Annotated in this window: 12 protein-coding genes and 1 pseudogene; 10 read left to right on the plus strand and 3 right to left on the minus strand. The window is 60.9% G+C overall.

Annotated features, from left to right (window positions below; genetic code table 11):
• Positions 1-30 precede the first annotated feature (30 nt).
• The 5 genes and pseudogenes from CFB43_RS02085 to CFB43_RS02105 all read left to right on the plus strand — a co-directional run bounded on the left by CFB43_RS02085 (position 31) and on the right by CFB43_RS02105 (position 6,653).
• Complete coding sequence (locus tag CFB43_RS02085; protein WP_179254785.1) at positions 31-4,704, plus strand: RHS repeat-associated core domain-containing protein; 4,674 nt, start codon at positions 31-33, stop codon at positions 4,702-4,704.
• Positions 4,697-5,119 (plus strand): hypothetical protein, encoded by a 423-nt coding sequence (locus CFB43_RS02090; RefSeq protein WP_089460360.1) that lies wholly within the window; start codon positions 4,697-4,699, stop codon positions 5,117-5,119. The genes CFB43_RS02085 and CFB43_RS02090 overlap by 8 nt, the downstream gene beginning before the upstream one ends.
• Before the next feature lie 103 nt (positions 5,120-5,222).
• Positions 5,223-5,750: pseudogene (locus CFB43_RS02095) on the plus strand (RHS domain-containing protein); the annotation flags it as partial.
• A 46-nt stretch (positions 5,751-5,796) separates the two neighbouring features.
• Positions 5,797-6,171, plus strand: coding sequence for an Imm10 family immunity protein (locus CFB43_RS02100; RefSeq protein ID WP_089493987.1), 375 nt, complete (start codon positions 5,797-5,799; stop codon positions 6,169-6,171).
• Between the two features lie 164 nt (positions 6,172-6,335).
• Positions 6,336-6,653, plus strand: coding sequence for a DUF7716 domain-containing protein (locus tag CFB43_RS02105; protein WP_089493988.1), 318 nt, complete (start codon positions 6,336-6,338; stop codon positions 6,651-6,653).
• A gap of 88 nt (positions 6,654-6,741) precedes the next feature.
• Here CFB43_RS02105 and icmH read toward each other — a convergent pair whose 3' ends face one another.
• From icmH to tssJ, 3 genes are all read right to left on the minus strand, one after another.
• On the minus strand, positions 6,742-7,524 hold the full coding sequence (gene icmH / locus CFB43_RS02110; RefSeq protein WP_071335501.1) for a type IVB secretion system protein IcmH/DotU: 783 nt from the start codon (positions 7,522-7,524) through the stop codon (positions 6,742-6,744).
• The gene (tssK, locus tag CFB43_RS02115; RefSeq protein WP_039352024.1) at positions 7,521-8,867 is read right to left on the minus strand and encodes a type VI secretion system baseplate subunit TssK; all 1,347 of its coding nucleotides are present in this window, start codon (positions 8,865-8,867) and stop codon (positions 7,521-7,523) included. The genes icmH and tssK overlap by 4 nt, the downstream gene beginning before the upstream one ends.
• Positions 8,868-8,970: 103 nt before the next feature.
• The gene (gene tssJ, locus CFB43_RS02120; protein ID WP_089424355.1) at positions 8,971-9,582 is read right to left on the minus strand and encodes a type VI secretion system lipoprotein TssJ; all 612 of its coding nucleotides are present in this window, start codon (positions 9,580-9,582) and stop codon (positions 8,971-8,973) included.
• Between the two features lie 374 nt (positions 9,583-9,956).
• Between tssJ and CFB43_RS02125 the strand changes: the two genes are divergently transcribed.
• The 5 genes from CFB43_RS02125 to tssE all read left to right on the plus strand — a co-directional run bounded on the left by CFB43_RS02125 (position 9,957) and on the right by tssE (position 13,776).
• Positions 9,957-10,586 (plus strand): tetratricopeptide repeat protein, encoded by a 630-nt coding sequence (locus CFB43_RS02125; protein WP_089439098.1) that lies wholly within the window; start codon positions 9,957-9,959, stop codon positions 10,584-10,586.
• A gap of 46 nt (positions 10,587-10,632) precedes the next feature.
• A complete protein-coding gene (gene tssB, locus CFB43_RS02130) occupies positions 10,633-11,148 on the plus strand; it encodes a type VI secretion system contractile sheath small subunit (protein WP_027783377.1) in 516 nt (171 codons plus the stop codon).
• Between the two features lie 15 nt (positions 11,149-11,163).
• Positions 11,164-12,654 carry a type VI secretion system contractile sheath large subunit gene (gene tssC, locus CFB43_RS02135; protein ID WP_011350759.1) on the plus strand — a complete coding sequence of 497 codons (1,491 nt, stop codon included), beginning with the start codon at positions 11,164-11,166 and terminating at the stop codon, positions 12,652-12,654.
• A gap of 70 nt (positions 12,655-12,724) precedes the next feature.
• A complete protein-coding gene (locus CFB43_RS02140) occupies positions 12,725-13,228 on the plus strand; it encodes an Hcp family type VI secretion system effector (RefSeq protein WP_006477093.1) in 504 nt (167 codons plus the stop codon).
• A gap of 62 nt (positions 13,229-13,290) precedes the next feature.
• Entirely contained in the window at positions 13,291-13,776 is a 486-nt protein-coding gene (gene tssE, locus CFB43_RS02145; RefSeq protein WP_021161818.1) for a type VI secretion system baseplate subunit TssE, read from the plus strand.
• Positions 13,777-13,798: the final 22 nt, after the last annotated feature.

The raw sequence follows: 13,798 nt of genomic DNA on the forward strand, positions 1-13,798 counted from the left end.
CCCTTTCACCTATTCGAGAACAGAAAAATCATGACCGCTGCGGGCGTCCTTCAACCCAAACCTACCGATGTGTTCGTGTCTCCGATCATGAAGATCACGGAGGCCGATGTACAAGCTGGCATCGATTCATTCGACAAGTGGCTGATCAAGGTCAGCGGCGGCGTCGTCAACGTCGGCCGGCTGAAGACGGTCGCGGAGAACGTGCCGGTTCTGGCCAATATCTTTGCGGCAGTCGATGCGGTGCTCGATATCAAGGCGATGATCGAGCATGGCGACAAACCGATCGACATGTTCGACTGGGTCAACCTCGGTCTCGACCTGATCGGGGTCGTGCCGCTGCCGCCGGCTACGGCCGAGCTTCGGCTTGGCGCGCGCCCCGTGCTGAAGCTGATTCGACAGAAGGTCGTCGAGAGCGGCAAGGCAGCGGGGGAGGCTGCCATGCTGGCGCTGCGCGATTCGATCATCTCGGCGATGGTGGCGAACGTGCAGGAGCGTTACGCGGGCGAGATCGAGAAATTCCTGAAGGTGATACGTGACGGGCTGAAGGAACTGCTCGACCACTGCGCCAAATTCATCGGCGATCTGATGAAGGCGATTGCCGACGTGTTCGCACACGCGGCGGGGAAAAAGTACGAAGTCGGGCACAACGTGAAGTCGGCCGGGTCGCATCTGAAGGGTGTCGGGGCGGCTATCGTTGCGTACGACGGCAGGAAGATTCTCGACAATATCGGGGGATTCCTCTCGGATATTCGCAAGGTCGAGGGGAAGATCGCTATCAACACGGTGACCTCGGCCGCCGATTTGATCGACCCGAATTCGACGAAGAAGCTGCAGCTCTTCGCTGACGATATCTACAAGCGGATTCCGACGGTCCAGAAGTGCATTCGCGAGCTCGATGGGAACGATGCGGGCAAGATCGGGTGGATCATCACGATCGGTGAAGACGGCATGCGGAGCTGGCGCAAGCGCAATCCGAAGCCGCATTCGACGGGGATTCAGGAACACAAGACGGCGAAGGTCAATGAGACGCGCGCGGAGCATCGAATTGAGGAGGTTCAAAAAACCACTGAAGCGCATCATCCGGGGCCGAGTTGTTGCCCGACACATACCCCGGTGAAGACGCCACCTGCCGCCTCCCTGAATTCAATCGGATTCGCGCTCGGCGACGAGCAGATCAATCACGAAGATTTCACGATCGACGGGCCGTTGCCCATTGTCTGGGCGCGTACCTATCGATCGTTCTTCGACGCGAACGACGAGCATGGCCAACTGGGCGCACGCTGGATTACGCCATATACGACTCGTTTCGATATTGCCGCGGAAAAGCTCGTCTATCACGACGCCGCCGGACGAAGTATCGAATACCCGCTGCTCCGCGTCGGAAGTGCGCACGATGATCTTTCCGAGGGACAAACGTTGTTGCGGCTGGACGAGCAGTGGTTGACCGTGACGCGCGGGCATGTGTTGCTCGAAGCGTACGAGCGGCACGGCAACGTGTTCCGTCTCGCATTCGTCAAGGACCGTGCCGGCAATCAGGTGACGCTCGACTACGATGCGGAAGGGCGGTTGCATCGCCTGATTGCACCGCACGTTCAGGTTGCGTTCCGACATGACATGCGAGGGCGGATCGTTGGCGTCACTCATCATGACGCACAAGGCGAATACGTCGGCACGCTTGCGAACTATGAGTACGACGACGAGAACGACTTGATCGGGGCGACGGATCGCTACGGTAATCGCCGCGAATACCGTTATCGACATCACCTCGTGACGCGATATACCGATCGCACCGGTCGAGGTGTGAACCTCGAGTGGAACGGTGACGGGCCGAAGGCAAAATGCTTCCGCGAATACGCCGATGACGGCAGCGATGAGGTTCGCCTCGCGTGGCATCCGGACTTCCGGATGGTCAGCGTGACCGATGCGCTTGGCAATGTCACGCACCACTACTACGACAGCAAGGGTTATTCGTTCCGTGTGATTCATCCGGACGGTAGCGAAGAGTGGATGTACCGGGATGCGAACGACAAACTCGTTCAGTACATCCATCGCGACGGTACCGTTGAGCGCATGGAATACGATGCGCGCGGCAACTTCGTCCGCCATCAACGTACCGACGGCAGCGTGGTCGAGATGGCGTATGACCAGAAGGACCAACTCGTCCGCGTGACCGATCCGCTTGGGCACCCGTGGCTGCGTGAATATGACGATGCGGGGAACATGGTTGCGGAGGTCGATCCGCTCGGCCACAAGACCGAGTATGCGTACGACGAGCGAGGGCTGCTTACCCGGATCAAGGATGCCAAGGGGGGCGTAAAAGCGCTGAAGTATGACGACGTCGGCCAGTTGATCAGCTATACCGACTGCTCGGGCAAGACATCGCAGTGGGCGTATGACGCTCAGGGTCGCCTCTCGGAAGCGAAAGATGCCGAGGGTGGGGTAACGACATACCGTTATGGCGCGAATGGCCAGTTGATCGAAGTCGTGTCGCCGGCGGGGCGCGAGCAGTTGAGCTACGACGCGGAAGGGCGTCTGCTGACGCATATCGATCCGCTGAACCGCAACACGCGTTACGGATACGACGCGAGCGGGCGTATCAATATCCGCACCGATGCATTGGGGCAATCGCTGTCGTATCGCTATGACCGGCTCGGTCGGATCGTCGGACTGACCGACCAGAATCACGCGAATTACACGTTCCGCTATGACGCAACAGGCCGATTGATCGAGGAGATCGATTTCGACGGGAAGGCCACGCGCTATTCGTATGACGAGGCGAGCAGCCGTCTCGAGTCGGTCGACGAGGCGGGACAGGTCATGACGATGTCCTACGATCGCGGTGGGCGGCTTGATGGCCGGTCGGTCGGCGAAGAGGCAGAGCGTTTCGCCTACGATCCGCTGGGACGATTGATCGAGGCCGGCAATCGATATAGCCGCGTTCAACGGTTCTTCGACCCGGTCGGCAATCTGGTGCGTGAGCATCACGCTTACGACCTGTTCGGCGCGAGCCGGAGTTTCGTGTGGCATCACCAGTACGACGAAATCGGCAACCGCATCAGAACGGTCCGGCCGGACGGCCATGCTGTCGACTGGCTCACGTATGGCTCGGGACATGTTCACGGACTGATGTTGGACGGCAAGGAACTCGTTCAGATCGAGCGGGATGATCTGCATCGCGAGATATTACGTACCCTGCCGAGCAAGATCGATCAACACACTGGATACGATCGCGCAGGCAGGTTGGCGCAGCGCACGGTACAGCGTGCGAATGCACCCGCGCCGCTGGCAGAGCGCCGGTATCGCTACGATGCGGCCGGCCAGCTCGTGCAGATTGAAGACAATCGCAGAGGGTTGACGGACTATCGTTACGATCCGGTCGGACGGTTGCTGGAGTCGATTGGTCCGGCGGGCAAGGAGCGGTTCGCGTTCGATCCGGCGAGCAACATCATCGACCCGGTACGTGTTGAGCCGCCTCGCACGGAGAGCCGGCCGAGTCCGGTACGTGCTACGGAGAGCACGTTCCCCGCGGAAGTGCCCAAGGTGTTGGGCAACCTGTTGAAGCAATACGCGGGGGAGCATTTCGCGTACGACGCGCGCGGCAATCTCGTTCATCGCAGATCGCCAGCGGGTGAGCAGCGTTACGAGTGGAACGCGTTCAATCGGATGACTGCAGCGACGGTTGACGAGGTGGCTCGCCGGAGCGAGTCGCGGTACTACTACGATGCGCTGGGCCGTCGGATTGCGAAAGAGGTGAACGGCGAGCGCACGGTGTTCGGGTGGGATGGCGATACGCTGGCGTATGAGAGCGGGGAGCAGGGCAGCACGCATTACCTTTACGAAGCGGGTTCGTTCGTGCCGATGGTGCAATACGTAAGTGCATCGGTAGACGGGTTCGAGACGCCGTCACGCCGTGAGACCGATCGCTATGTACCGGAAGACGATCCGTTGCAACGGTTGCCGGAACGGGTGGGTGAGGCGCACGCGTTCTATTACCACTGCGACCAGATCGGCACGCCGCAATTGCTGACGGATGATGAAGGCGATGTGGTGTGGGAGGCGTCGTATAAGGCGTGGGGAGAAGCGCGGGAGGTGATCGCGCGGGCGTCGAAGGGGGCGGGGATTACGCCGAGGAATTCGCTGCGGTTTCAGGGGCAGCAGGTTGATGATGAGACGGGGCTGCACTATAACCGGTATCGGTATTATGACCCGCAGAGCGGTAGATTCGTATCGAAGGATCCAATTGGACTTGCGGGTGGGCTGAACGTCTATCAATACACGCCAAGTCCAGTGCAGTGGGTGGATCCTTTGGGCTTGAGTGGCACCCTTGCGGGCCGGCTTGCAGATAAAGCACAAAATCTGCCGGCATCGCAGCGACCGAATACCGTTGCTGTGATTGTTTCCAAGGATGGGCGTATCGTTATTGGGCGAAATCAAGGTGGCGTTACTAATCCAGAGGTCGGGGACGCATTGAAGGATATTCCGCCGAATGAGTTCGATGCTCAATGTGCTGAGGTGAATGCGATCGCAAGAGCAAGAAACAAGGGTGTTGACTTGGATGGTGCGACGATATCTGTAGCCAACGTGCGTGGTAAAAATAGTACGAGTGGAATTCATGGCACTGACAAGACGCCGTGTACGGTGTGTAATCCGTTGCTCAGGAAATTTAATATGAATTTAATTCAACGATGTGGACATCATGGATAGAGTGAAGCTGCTTGAAAAATTGGAGAGCTGTCCTTCTGAAGGGAAGCAGCTCTATGCGTCTTTGTGCTTGCGGCGGTACTGTGAAGCCAAGGGGATTTCTCATCCAGCTATCGACGCCTTGTTGAATCATCTGGATTCGATAGTTTCCAGTCGAAGCTTGGTGGAGTGGGATTCGCGAGGCGCATTGCTTGATCTAAATGGGCGGGGTGATCCAATGCCAGATGATCTTAAGGATGCGCTGTCTAGTAGTGATTTAATAAATGAATTTTCTAATTTGGTTGATAGTGTGGTGGAGGTTGGGATTGTTGATCTTTATGGGGAGAAGACGGGTCTTCCTTTGAGGTTCTTGGATAGGGCAATGTCTATACTGGATAGAAATGGTATTTCTCTGCCGGATTTGGCTGTCGGGGCCTGATAGGAGAGAATTCTATTTATAAATTTAAGGCGGTGATTTTGAGTGGGGGAAAGTGCTTGCCAACCACTCTTGAAGGTTGGCGACTGCAAACCGAGCAACTATGCGAGGCAATCTCGTCCACTGCAGATCGCCAGCGGGTGAGCAGCGTTACGAGTGGAACGCGTTCAATCGGATGACTGCAGCGACGGTTGACGAGGTGGCTCGCCGGAGCGAGTCGCGGTACTACTACGATGCGCTGGGCCGTCGGATTGCGAAAGAGGTGAACGGCGAGCGCACGGTGTTCGGGTGGGATGGCGATACGCTGGCGTATGAGAGCGGGGAGCAGGGCAGCACGCATTACCTTTACGAAGCGGGTTCGTTCGTGCCGATGGTGCAATACGTAAGTGCATCGGTAGACGGGTTCGAGACGCCGTCACGCCGTGAGACCGATCGCTATGTACCGGAAGACGATCCGTTGCAACGGTTGCCGGAACGGGTGGGTGAGGCGCACGCGTTCTATTACCACTGCGACCAGATCGGCACGCCGCAATTGCTGACGGATGATGAAGGCGATGTGGTGTGGGAGGCGTCGTATAAGGCGTGGGGAGAAGCGCGGGAGGTGATCGCGCGGGCGTCGAAGGCGGCGGGTATCGCGCCGTTCGTCGCTAATCCCGTATATCCATCAGGATCCTAACGAAATGGACTTCAGATTCTTCGCGAATATCGTGACCTACATGTTCGAGGAGGGCGTCCACATCGTCGGCCTCGCGGACCACGACCCACCGTCCAGTTACGTGATCCTGCAGCGCGGAACCGAAGACGACGAGCAGGACGAGGCGCTCGGTCTCGACACCTACTACATGGAAGTCGATGGCGTGGCCGGATACGGTGGCGTCGCGTCGGTTTCGCTGCAGGGTGAAATGCTCAACATCGAACTGTCTCGCGATGTCGCATGGCCGGGAGGGCTGGCGTTGGTGACGATCGAAGTGCGTGCAACCGATCGGCTCGAGCACTTGAAGCAGGGGCTGACGGCGATCTTCGCGGGTCAGAGGATCACGCTGCACCTCGATTGATTTGCGGCCGGGCATGAGGCAACAACGGTCGCAGGACCAACCTCACGCGTGCGGAATTGGCATAATCACGGCTCGCTGACACGAGCGCTGCAGCGCATGCATATCGTTGCGCCCGCCGCATTGCCACGCGGGCCCATTTACCTCTGTTATCACCGCAATACCCCATGTCGACCACCCCCGCGACCGTCGTGTCGCTGAAACACATTCTCGAACGCCCGGGCGATTTCTCCGGATGGCTCTATCTCCCTCCGATGCCATGGACGCTTGACACGGAGGGTGCATTCTCCGAAGACGCGAACGACGCTGAAGACGAAGCGTTGCCTGCCATCGCTTGCCACCCCGGTTGGCAAGTGACGCTGGACAGCGCGACGATCGAGGACATCGTGATCAACGCGCATGACCAAGTCGACGAACCGAGCGTCGCGCAATTATTCGACGCATTTGTGTACTACGTCGACAACGACGAGTTCATTCTGCTCTGACGAGGCATGTGCCGCGCGCCACAGTAAAAAAGGACCGCCAAGCGGTCCTTTTTTCATGAAGCATCAGCGCCGGAGCGACGCCCACCCCTCAAGGCAACGAAATCGTCAAATTAGCCGACTCCGGCCCGACCTTGATGACTTGGGAATAAGGCGCCAACGCCTGCAGCGTCTTGTCCTTCAGATACGTATTCAGCCCGAGATACCCAAGCAGCGCAACCAGCGCAAAAACCGCCCCGATCGCCCAAACCGGCACTTCACGCTTGAGTCGATGCGCGATCTGATCCGGCAGCGGCCAATGCGGCGCAAACGCGGCCCGCTTGCCCTTCATATGCGCGATCTCGTCGCCCAGCCGCGCGGTGAGGTAAGCCAGCTTCTCCGGCCCTTCGAGCAGATACTTCCCCTGGAACCCGAGCAGCAGGCACATATGAAACACCTCGAGCGACTGCAGCCGCGCCGCACCCTGCGCGCGACAATCCTCGAGATACTGAAAAAACTTCTCGCCCGCGAGCTGCTCGCCGAACAGCACGAGTTGCAGCGGCCGGCGTTCCCACTCCGTGCGGATCTTGAACTGCGACGACAGCACCATCTCGTCGATCGCCGCGCAGAACGCGAACTTCGCGCCGTACACGTCTTCAGCGGCGATATTCAGCTTCTTCGCGCCGCGCTCGAAGTCCGACAGGAATTCCTGGATGCGCGTGCTGAACTCGCCCGCGCTCTCCGGCTCCCGCCCGTTCTTGAGCAGGAACAGCATGAAGAACCCGTCGTACAGCAGGTCGAGCAGCGAACGGGCCTGGAACGAGGCGTCGGTCGACGCCGGCGTATGCAGGGGTGCCGGCGCGTTGTCGCCGAACAGGGAAGGCGCGTAGCTCATGATGTGACCGCGATCAGTTCGAATTTCAGGTCATTGATGCCAGTCGGCGCGTAGATCATCGCGGACTGGGCCTGCAGCATGCGTTCGTACAGCGGGCTACGCGAATCGAGCGCGAAGTAGCATGCGCCGGGGCGCACCGGAATCGCGGGCGGCACCTGCGGCGTGTACGAGAGCCGCACGCCGGGCATCGCCGACAGCACGAGCTTGTCGACGTCGTCGGGCGCGCCGACCTTGAAGCGGGCCGGCACCGCATCGACGAGCTCGACGCTCGGCATGTCCGCGGACACCGCCAGGTAGAACTCGGTCTTGTCGTCGATCTTGCCGGAATCGAGGCGGCCGAGGTGGAACGACGGGCGCACCTCGTCGAGCGTGATCGCGAAGTAGCGCGTCGAGATCACGGTGTCGAGCAGTTCGCGCAGCATCAGGTCGAGACGCGCGAAGCTCGGGCCCGGGTCGTCATGGCGGTACACCGGCAGGTCGGCGAGCGTATAGCCCTTCGAGAACGTCATCAGCTGGCCTGCGAGGCGGAGCAGTTCCTGGAACAGCCGCTCCGGGTGCAGCGCCGAGTGCTGGTGCAGGTGCGCGAGCGTCGCAAACGCGGCGTTCGCGGTGTGCAGCAGCCAGAACGACGCGATGTCGCCCGAGCGGAATTCGATGATGTTCTTCGACGGCTCGCGATGGAAGCCGTACAGCGCGTTCACCTTCGCCTGCAGCGCGTCGACGAGCTGGCGCAGCCGCTGGTGGAGGATCGGCGACGCGTCGATCGCGAGGCACGGCGGCACGAAGCTATCGTCGATCTCGAAACCGGACGTCGCGGTGCGGCGCACGCGCACGAGCGGCACCGACAGCAGCTGGTCTCGCGGTTCGCTGTGCGCGATCAGCTTGACCTGCGTCTTCAGGAACGTGATGTCGGCTTCGGCGGCGTCGGTGAAGTTGTCGCCGACGCTCGTCTGCTCGCTGACGAAGCGCGTCATGAAGCCGGCGGCCGGATCGTCGCTGTAGTTGGTGCCGTTTTCGCGCAGCGGGTGCAGCGCAAGATAGAACACGAATTCGTTGATGCCGTCAGGCAGCGTGTCCAGCGCGATCGGCGGCGGCAGGTCGTCGGCCTGCGGCGCGGCATACAGCGCGCCGTCCGGGAACACGAGCGCAAGCTCGGCCACCCGCAGCACGTTGCTGCCGAGCGCATCGCGGTCGATGCGCACCGAGCGCACGCCCCAGTTGTACGGCTGGATCGCCTGGATCGATTCGAACAGGCGCGCTTCGTGGTACGCGTCCTGTCGCTGAAAGTGTTGAGGCCGGAGGAACAGCCCTTCCCCCCACAGCACCTTGGCCGAATAACTCATGTCAAATCCGGTTAATGTCGCGTTGCGATGTAATCGATTTGTTCGTGCCCGAATTAAATCGCCAATTGTTAACTCTTGTTAATTGACATTCGTGCGTCATTGTTTAACCGCAGGAGACCGAAGAAAGCAAATTCAGCGGTTGTGAAGGCGCACCCTGTTGCGGTGCGATGACAGTGCCGTCGGTGACCGTCATCGCGCAATTATGCAGGCCGATGATTATGCCGGATTTCTCCGACTTCACCGGGTCGAACGTCAGTTTCCATCGTTGGAGTGCGGGATCGCGGAACAGCGCGACGATGCCGAATGCCTGCGCCTCGCGCGAAACCTTCTCGGTCGCCGTATAGCGCTGGCCCGGAATCAGCGTGATTTCACGCACGTTGAGCAGATCGGCACCCAATGCGGCCTTTTCCTTGGTCGGATCGGTGAACGCGTCGAACGGCGCCTGCTGGAACGACGTCGGGTCCTTTAGCGTATAGAGCCGCACGACGAGCGCGAGCGGCTTGTGGTCGGTCGCGGCATTCAGGTTCGGCGCGGCGGCGAGGGTGATGCCGAGGTTGCGCGGCGGCTTCTGCGCGTCGGGCACCTCGGGCTTGCCGATGCCGGCCGCGGACATCACGGCGCTCGCGGCCGAGCCGAGCAGCGGGGCGGCCGCGCATCCGGCCAGAAGGGCGCAGGCAACCAGTGGCAGCGCGTAGCGAATCATCAACGATCTCATCGTGTTTCCGGCGGGCTGCCTTTTATCCCTGTCAAATCTGCCGGGTATTTCCGCGTTCGCTGCGTATCCCCGGCATTGCACTGTTCAACTATTAAGCACGCCCGCGTCGAGGCAGGCGCCCGGAAAATTTTGCCGCCGTCCGGGCGGCGCGTCGCGAAACCAGTAAAACTTGCCCGTTCCGGCCGAAAGAAAAATCGCTGCGAGCCCGCTGCGAGAGGCCATTGGAGGGGGTAGCGCCCGGTTTTAAAAGGAATTACTCTTCACACGACGATTGAATTATGAAAAATTGATCGGTACTATACCCGCGCGCTTCTTGCAAAGCAAAAGAACCAGATTCTCAACGATTTAAAACTCACGCGCCGGTGGATATAACGATGAAAGACCGTCTCTTCGCAAAACTGTCTGGGGTAGTAGTGGCTTGCGGCGTGATCGCCGGTTGTGCGAGCCAGCCTCCCGCGCCGCCGACCGCCGACGTGTTCAACAAGTCGCTGGCGGATGCGGATGCAGTTGCGAAGGCAGGGGACCAGGACAAGGCCCTCGGCCTGTACCAGCAGCTCGCGAAGTCGGATCCGACGCGCGAAGAGCCGTGGTCGCGCATCGCGCAAATCCAGTTCGCCCAGAACCATTACGGTCAGGCAATCGTTGCCGCGCAGGAAGCGCTGCAGCGCGACGCGACCGACCGTCAGGCGAAGAGCGTGCTGGCCGTGGCCGGCCTGCGGATCGCGACGCAGTCGCTCGGCGAGCTGCGCCAGGATTCGTCGCTCGCGGGTGACGCGAAGTCGGATGCGCAGGCGCTCGCGAAGCAGCTGCGCGATACGCTGGGCGAATCGGCGCTGTTCCCGCCCGAAACGAAGGTCGTGAAGCCGCGCCAGCCGCGCCGTGTCGTCCATCGTCCGAAGGCCGGCGCGGCACCGGCGGCCGAAGCAGCGGCGACCAGCACGCCGACGCCGCCCGCCACGCCGCAGAAGGGCGGCGCGGACCCGTTCGGCGCACTGCGCAACTGACCGCAACACTGACGCGATAACCACAACTAACCTGGGAGCCGTCGAGATGGCCAAGAAAGAAAGCATTCAGAAAAGCTTGCAGAAAATACGGCCGCCGCGCGTCCAATTGACCTACGAGGTCGAGAAGGGCGATGCGATCGAGGTGAAGGAGCTGCCGTTCGTCGTCGGGGTCGTCGGCGATCTGGCGGGCCAGTCCGAAATCGAGCAGCCGAAGCTGCGCGACCGTAAATTCGTCAACATCGATCGCGACAATTTCGACGACGTGATGAAGGCGATCGAGCCGCGTGCCGCGTTCCAGGTGGAAAACCGCCTGAGCCCGGAAGGCGGCAAGTTCGCGGTCGACCTGAAGTTCCGTTCGCTGTCGGATTTCAGCCCGGACGAAGTCGTCGAACAGGTCGAGCCGCTGCGCCGCCTGCTCGAGGCGCGCTCGAAGCTCGCCGACCTGCGCAACAAGCTCGCCGGCAACGACAAGCTCGAGGATCTGCTGTCCGAGGTGCTGAAGAACACGCAGCAGCTGCAGGAGCTCGCGAAGGGCACGGGCAGCGACAAAGACGGCGAATGACGACGGAGTGTTGAGATGAACCAGCAAACGGCTGCGGCCCAAGCGAGCGGCGCGGACTACGCCGCCGGGACCTCGCTGCTCGACGACATCGTCGAGAAGAGCAAGGTCGCGAAATCCGATTCCGAGCATGCGCGTGCGAAGGACCTGATCGGCGAACTCGTGCACCAGGTGCTCGACGGCACGGTGATCGTGTCGGACAACCTGTCGGCCACGATCGACGCGCGCGTCGCGGAACTCGACCGCCTGATTTCCACGCAGCTTTCCGCGGTGATGCACGCGCCGGAATTCCAGCGCCTCGAAAGCACGTGGCGCGGGATGGACTACCTGGTCAAGGAAAGCAACACCGGCCAGACGATCAAGATCAAGGCGCTGCACGCACCGAAGCGCGACCTCGTGCGCGATTTCAAGGGCGCGAGCGAGTTCGACCAGAGCGCGCTGTTCAAGAAGGTCTACGAAGAGGAATTCGGCACGTTCGGCGGCTCGCCGTTCGGTGCGCTGATCGGCGATTACGAGATCTCGCGCCAGCCGGAAGACATGTACTTCATCGAGCAGATGTCGCACGTCGCGGCGGCCGCGCATGCGCCGTTCATCGCGTCGGCATCGCCCGAGCTGCTCGGCCTCGAGTCGTTCTCCGACCTCGGCAAGCCGCGCGACCTGGGCAAGGTGTTCGATACGGTCGAATATGCGAAGTGGAAGTCGTTCCGCGATGCCGAAGATTCGCGCTACGTCGGCCTGACGCTGCCGCGCTTCCTCGGCCGCCTGCCGTTCAATCCGAAGGACGGCCAGACCGCGGAGAACTTCAACTTCGTCGAGGACGTCGACGGCACCGACCACGACAAATACCTGTGGTGCAACGCCGCGTGGGCGTTCGCTGCGCGCCTGACGGCCGCATTCGACGACTTCGGCTGGTGCGCGGCGATCCGCGGCGTCGAAGGCGGCGGCCTCGTCGAGGATCTGCCGACCCACACGTTCAAGACCGACGACGGTGAAGTCGCGCTGAAGTGCCCGACCGAAATCGCGATCACCGATCGCCGCGAAAAGGAGCTGAGCGACCTCGGCTTCATCCCGCTCGTCCATTGCAAGAACTCAGATTACGCCGCGTTCTTCGCTGCGCAGTCGGTGCAGAAACCCAAGAAATACAGCACCGACAGCGCGAATGCGAACGCCGTCCTGTCCGCCCAGCTTCAGTACATCTTCTCGGTATCGCGCGTCGCGCACTACCTGAAGGCGATGATGCGGGACAAGATCGGCAGCTTCGCATCGGCGCAGAACGTGGAGACTTTCCTCAACCGGTGGATTTCGCAATACGTCCTGCTCGACGACAACGCCTCGCAGGAACAGAAAGCGCAATTTCCGCTGCGCGAGGCATCCATACAAGTGTCGGAGATTCCGGGCAAGCCGGGCTCGTATCGTTCGGTCGCGTTCCTGCGCCCGCACTTTCAGCTCGACGAACTCTCGATTTCTCTGCGACTTGTCGCTGATCTGCCCAAACCGGCAAATTCATAAGCGAGTAAATCGCCCGGGCGGGCCGCCTGGGTAGGACGTTAAAACCACCTCTTTGGGGAGTCGAAGGGCCATGTTACATATGCACTTGCAGTTTGGTAGTCCCGCGGTGAAGGGCGAATCCGCGGACAAGGACCACCAGGGCTGGATCGAGCTGAAATCGTGGGATCACTCGATCGTTCAGCCGCGTTCGGCAACCGCATCGACCGCTGGCGGTCACACGATGACGCGTTGCGAACACGGCGACATGATCTTCACGAAGGAAATCGATTCGTCGAGCCCGCTGCTGTACCAACACGCTTCGGGCGGCACCACGTTCGACGAGGTGACGGTCCATTTCTCGCGCGCTGACGGTGAAGGCAAGCGCGTGCAGTATCTGGAAGTCAAGCTCAAGTACGTGATCATCTCGAGCATCGCCCCGAGCGTTCGCGAAGAAGGTCTGCCGCTCGAGACGTTCTCGCTGAAGTACGCAGCTGTGCAGTGGAAGCAAACCCAGCAGAAGATCGGCGGCAACCAGGGCGGCAACACGCAAGGCGCCTGGAGTCTGACGAAGAACGACAAGACCTACGCGGTCTAAGGTCGGTTGCGGCAACGGGGCGCACGGCGTCCCGTTGCCGTTTTCGCTGTGCATACCGGCCGATGAAACGATTCGAACCCAGTTTTCTCGACAAGCTGTTCGACGACGAACCGCACCTGCCGGCCTCGGCAGCGATGCGGCAATTGTCGCTGGACGAGCTCAAGAACACGGTCGCCCGCGACGTCGAGGCGATCCTCAACACCCGTATCGCCCACACCGAGAACGAGCTGGCCACGCTGCCGGAGTGCCAGAAGTCGGTGCTGACCTACGGGCTGAACGATTTCGCGGGGCTGAGCCTGGCGAGTCACTACGATCGCGCGTTCATCTGCAAGTCGATCCAGCAGGCCATCGCACGCCACGAGCCGCGTCTGCAGCAGGTGCAGGTGACGTTCGAGCTGAACGAGCAGGCCACCAACGCGCTTTATTTCGCGATCCAGGCGCTGCTCGTCGTGCATCCGGCCGAGGAGCCGGTGAGTTTCGACGCGATGCTGCAGCCCTCGACGCTGCAGTATTCGGTCACGCGCGCACGCGCCGCAAGAATGCAGTAAATCAAGCCGCCGAGCGGGCCGG

Origin of the sequence: Burkholderia sp. AU15512, assembly GCF_002223325.1 — a bacterium.
In the GTDB taxonomy this organism is placed as follows: domain Bacteria; phylum Pseudomonadota; class Gammaproteobacteria; order Burkholderiales; family Burkholderiaceae; genus Burkholderia.

Coding starts and splice junctions, on each gene's coding strand:
- CFB43_RS02085 (WP_179254785.1), top strand. CDS start 31: ATGACCGCTGCGGGCGTCCTTCAACCCAAACCTACCGATGTGTTCGTG.
- CFB43_RS02090 (WP_089460360.1), top strand. CDS start 4,697: ATGGATAGAGTGAAGCTGCTTGAAAAATTGGAGAGCTGTCCTTCTGAA.
- CFB43_RS02100 (WP_089493987.1), top strand. CDS start 5,797: ATGGACTTCAGATTCTTCGCGAATATCGTGACCTACATGTTCGAGGAG.
- CFB43_RS02105 (WP_089493988.1), top strand. CDS start 6,336: ATGTCGACCACCCCCGCGACCGTCGTGTCGCTGAAACACATTCTCGAA.
- icmH (WP_071335501.1), bottom strand. CDS start 7,524: ATGAGCTACGCGCCTTCCCTGTTCGGCGACAACGCGCCGGCACCCCTG.
- tssK (WP_039352024.1), bottom strand. CDS start 8,867: ATGAGTTATTCGGCCAAGGTGCTGTGGGGGGAAGGGCTGTTCCTCCGG.
- tssJ (WP_089424355.1), bottom strand. CDS start 9,582: ATGAGATCGTTGATGATTCGCTACGCGCTGCCACTGGTTGCCTGCGCC.
- CFB43_RS02125 (WP_089439098.1), top strand. CDS start 9,957: ATGAAAGACCGTCTCTTCGCAAAACTGTCTGGGGTAGTAGTGGCTTGC.
- tssB (WP_027783377.1), top strand. CDS start 10,633: ATGGCCAAGAAAGAAAGCATTCAGAAAAGCTTGCAGAAAATACGGCCG.
- tssC (WP_011350759.1), top strand. CDS start 11,164: ATGAACCAGCAAACGGCTGCGGCCCAAGCGAGCGGCGCGGACTACGCC.
- CFB43_RS02140 (WP_006477093.1), top strand. CDS start 12,725: ATGTTACATATGCACTTGCAGTTTGGTAGTCCCGCGGTGAAGGGCGAA.
- tssE (WP_021161818.1), top strand. CDS start 13,291: ATGAAACGATTCGAACCCAGTTTTCTCGACAAGCTGTTCGACGACGAA.